This window comes from Marinovum sp. PR37 (assembly GCF_028807375.1).
Taxonomy (GTDB): Bacteria; Pseudomonadota; Alphaproteobacteria; order Rhodobacterales; family Rhodobacteraceae; genus Marinovum; species Marinovum algicola.
Genome location: NZ_JARAML010000060.1, coordinates 1 through 2,856, shown reverse-complemented (window position 1 = coordinate 2,856; position 2,856 = coordinate 1). Strand labels below are relative to the sequence as shown.

The 2,856-nt window shown below is 63.1% G+C and carries 4 protein-coding genes; all 4 read left to right on the top strand.

Going from position 1 to position 2,856, the window contains the following annotated elements; translation table 11 throughout:
* Positions 1-99: 99 nt before the first annotated feature.
* The 4 genes from tnpA to PVW49_RS23540 all read left to right on the top strand — a co-directional run bounded on the left by tnpA (position 100) and on the right by PVW49_RS23540 (position 2,841).
* Positions 100-471 carry an IS66-like element accessory protein TnpA gene (gene tnpA / locus PVW49_RS23555; RefSeq protein WP_176247341.1) on the top strand — a complete coding sequence of 124 codons (372 nt, stop codon included), beginning with the start codon at positions 100-102 and terminating at the stop codon, positions 469-471.
* Positions 468-815 carry an IS66 family insertion sequence element accessory protein TnpB gene (tnpB, locus tag PVW49_RS23550; protein ID WP_274591786.1) on the top strand — a complete coding sequence of 116 codons (348 nt, stop codon included), beginning with the start codon at positions 468-470 and terminating at the stop codon, positions 813-815. The genes tnpA and tnpB overlap by 4 nt, the downstream gene beginning before the upstream one ends.
* Before the next feature lie 62 nt (positions 816-877).
* Positions 878-2,545: an IS66 family transposase gene (gene tnpC / locus PVW49_RS23545; RefSeq protein ID WP_274591785.1), complete on the top strand. Its 1,668-nt coding sequence runs from the start codon at positions 878-880 to the stop codon at positions 2,543-2,545.
* Positions 2,545-2,841 carry a hypothetical protein gene (locus PVW49_RS23540; RefSeq protein WP_074836092.1) on the top strand — a complete coding sequence of 99 codons (297 nt, stop codon included), beginning with the start codon at positions 2,545-2,547 and terminating at the stop codon, positions 2,839-2,841. The genes tnpC and PVW49_RS23540 overlap by 1 nt, the downstream gene beginning before the upstream one ends.
* Positions 2,842-2,856 lie beyond the last annotated feature (15 nt).

The window sequence follows — 2,856 nt, the reverse complement described above, 5'->3', positions numbered from 1 at the left end:
GTAACCGCCCGATTTGAACCGCCTGCTCGTATGTCCCGGTGATTGATAAGAGACGTCCATAATGACGTCATTAGAGACGTCTCCTACAGGGAGGCAGGGATGCGGGGCGAAATTCTGGGCGTGGAGCGTCGGCGCCGATGGAGCGACGAGGAGAAGTTGTCGATTGTGCTTTCGGTCGGGGTGAACGGCGCGACGGTATCGCAAGTCGCGCATCGGCACGAGATCAGGCGGCAGCAGATTTATGCCTGGCGATATGAACTGAGGAAGAAGGGGCTTCTGACGCCTGACGACACTGCGCTGTTCTTGCCGGTCGATATTGCACTGCCGCCCGGACCGCCAGAAGCTTGCGTCCCTGACGCGAGCTCGTTGCTGATCGAAGTGGTTTTGCGCGAGGGCCGCAGCCTCCGGGTCGATGCCCGTGTGGACGCGGCGGTGCTGACCCGTTTGATCCAAGCGGTTGAGGCGGCATGATCGGCCCCGGCACCGGCGTTCGGGTTTACCTGGCTTGCGGTCACACGGATATGCGCAAGGGCATTATGGGCCTGTCCGCCATCGCCCAGGACGTCCTGCGGCAGAGACCGGCGAACGGTGCGGTGTTCGCGTTTCGGGGGCGCCGCGGCGACAGGGTGAAACTTTTGTATTGGGATGGCCAGGGATTTTGCCTGTATTACAAAGTCCTCGAGAAGGGGCGTTTTCCATGGCCCGCGGCAACGGATGGCAGCGTGCGTCTGACCGCCGCTCAGCTGGCCATGCTCTGGGAGGGGATCGATTGGCGCCGGCCGGATTGGGGGGCGCCGCCAGCCCGGACGGGTTGAATTATCTCTCTGGAATCGTTTGTTTTTATGGCACCTGATCTGCGGTCATGGTATCCACCGCCATGTCCGACGAAGCCACGTCTCTCTCCAATGATCCTGCCGTCCTGAAGGCGATGATCGCCGCATTGCAGGCGGAAAACCAGAAGATGTCGGCCAGTTTGCGAGCCCATGATCTGCTGGTTCAGGCGCTGCGCGTCCGGATCGCCAGATTGCAGAAGCAGAAATTCGGATCCAGCTCGGAAAAGATTGAACGCGAGATCGAACAACTGGAATTGGCGCTGGAGGGCCTGCAGGTGGCGCTCGCCGAGGCGGAGGACCAGTCGCAGGACGACGACGATGAACCGGAGACGGAAAACCAGGCCCCGGAACCGGTCGAGGCGCGGGACCCGAGGCGCCGCCGCCCGAAGGTGTCGAAGGACACGCCGCGCGAACGCCGCGAGCTTGATCCCGGCGACAATTGTCCGGATTGCGGGGGCGACCTGCGGGTGGTGGGCGAAGATGTCAGCGAGCTGATCGACATGATCTCGGCGCAGCTGAAGGTCATCGAGATTGCGCGCGTCAAGAAATCCTGCAGGCGCTGCGAAAAGATCGTTCAGAAACCTGCGCCCAGCCGTCCCATTCCCCGCAGCATGGCGGGCCCGAACCTTCTGGCTTATGTGCTGACCTCGAAATTCGACGACCATGTACCGTTGTATCGTCAGAACGAGATCTTCGCCCGCATGGGGGCGGACATCCCGGACACGACCCTGGTGGACTGGTGCGGCGGGGCGATGAAGACGCTGGCGCCGCTGATCGGGAAGATCGAGACCGAGATCATGGCCAGCGATCTTCTGCACGCCGATGACACGCCCATCCGGGTTCTCGATCGCGGCCGGCGCGACAAGGGGCTGGGCAAGGGCGTCAAGAAAGGCCGGATCTGGGCCTATGTCCGCGATCAGCGCCCCTGGGCGGGCACGGCTCCACCCGGTGCGGTCTACCGGTTCGCCCCGGACTGGAGGGAAGAGCATGTCCTTGCCCATCTCGGCGAAACCCGCGGCATTCTCCAGGCCCCCTCTCGTGGTTTGAAGACAAACCACTGCCGGGCGATGGATGGCTACAAGGGCTATGCCAAGCTCTATGCCGCCGATCCGGACGGCAAGAGCCAGTTCCGGGAAGCCGCGTGCTGGGCGCATCTTCGCCGCGACTTCCACGATGTCTGGACCGCGACGAAATCCGAGATCGCGCGCGAGGCGCTCGACAGGATCGGAGCGCTCTACGACATCGAACGGCAAATCAGCGGCAGGCCCGCCAAACAGCGGCAAGCCGTGCGCCAAAAGGAAAGCAAGCCCAAGGCCGATGCGTTCCAGAACTGGGCCGAAAGGCAGCTCACCCGCATTCCAGGCAAGAGCGATCTGGCCAAGGCGTTCCGCTACGGGCTGAGCCGCTGGCCCGCGTTCACGCTGTTCCTCGACGACGGGCGCGTGGCCATCGACAACAATCCCGCCGAGCGCGCGCTGAGACCGATTGGCGTCGGAAGGCGGAACTGGCTATTCGCTGGCTCGGATACCGGTGGTGAAACCCTCGCCCGCGCCATGACCGTGATTGAGACCGCCAAGATGAACGGGCTTGACCCGCAGGCCTATCTGGCCGACGTCTTGGATCGCATCCACGATCACATGAACAACCGCCTGGCCGAATTGCTCCCTTGGAACTGGAGCCCGACGGATCAATCTCGCAACGAGGCCGCGTGATGGCGGCAACGACCTACGTGTGCTCCATCGCCCATGTCGCCACCCGCCTGGGCGAAGATCCCGAGCTGCTCGAGGCCATCGTCAGCAACGACGACAACCTAACCTACGGCAATATCGTCAGCGTCCATGTCGGGCACGACGACTACATCACCGCGCTGACCGACGACGGCATCGACGAGATACGTGATATGCTCGCATCCGCACGCAGGTCCGTCGAAGAGTGGCACAGCTTCCTCGACGACTTCGTCGCCGAGCCAGACATTATCGCCCGCGTCAAGGACCAGCCGCTGCGGTAGAAACCGGGCGCTTAC

Excerpts from the sequence above, each read along its gene's own strand:
- tnpB (WP_274591786.1), top strand. The coding sequence starts at position 468 with ATGATCGGCCCCGGCACCGGCGTTCGGGTTTACCTGGCTTGCGGTCAC.
- tnpC (WP_274591785.1), top strand. The coding sequence starts at position 878 with ATGTCCGACGAAGCCACGTCTCTCTCCAATGATCCTGCCGTCCTGAAG.
- PVW49_RS23540 (WP_074836092.1), top strand. The coding sequence starts at position 2,545 with ATGGCGGCAACGACCTACGTGTGCTCCATCGCCCATGTCGCCACCCGC.
- tnpA (WP_176247341.1), top strand. The coding sequence starts at position 100 with ATGCGGGGCGAAATTCTGGGCGTGGAGCGTCGGCGCCGATGGAGCGAC.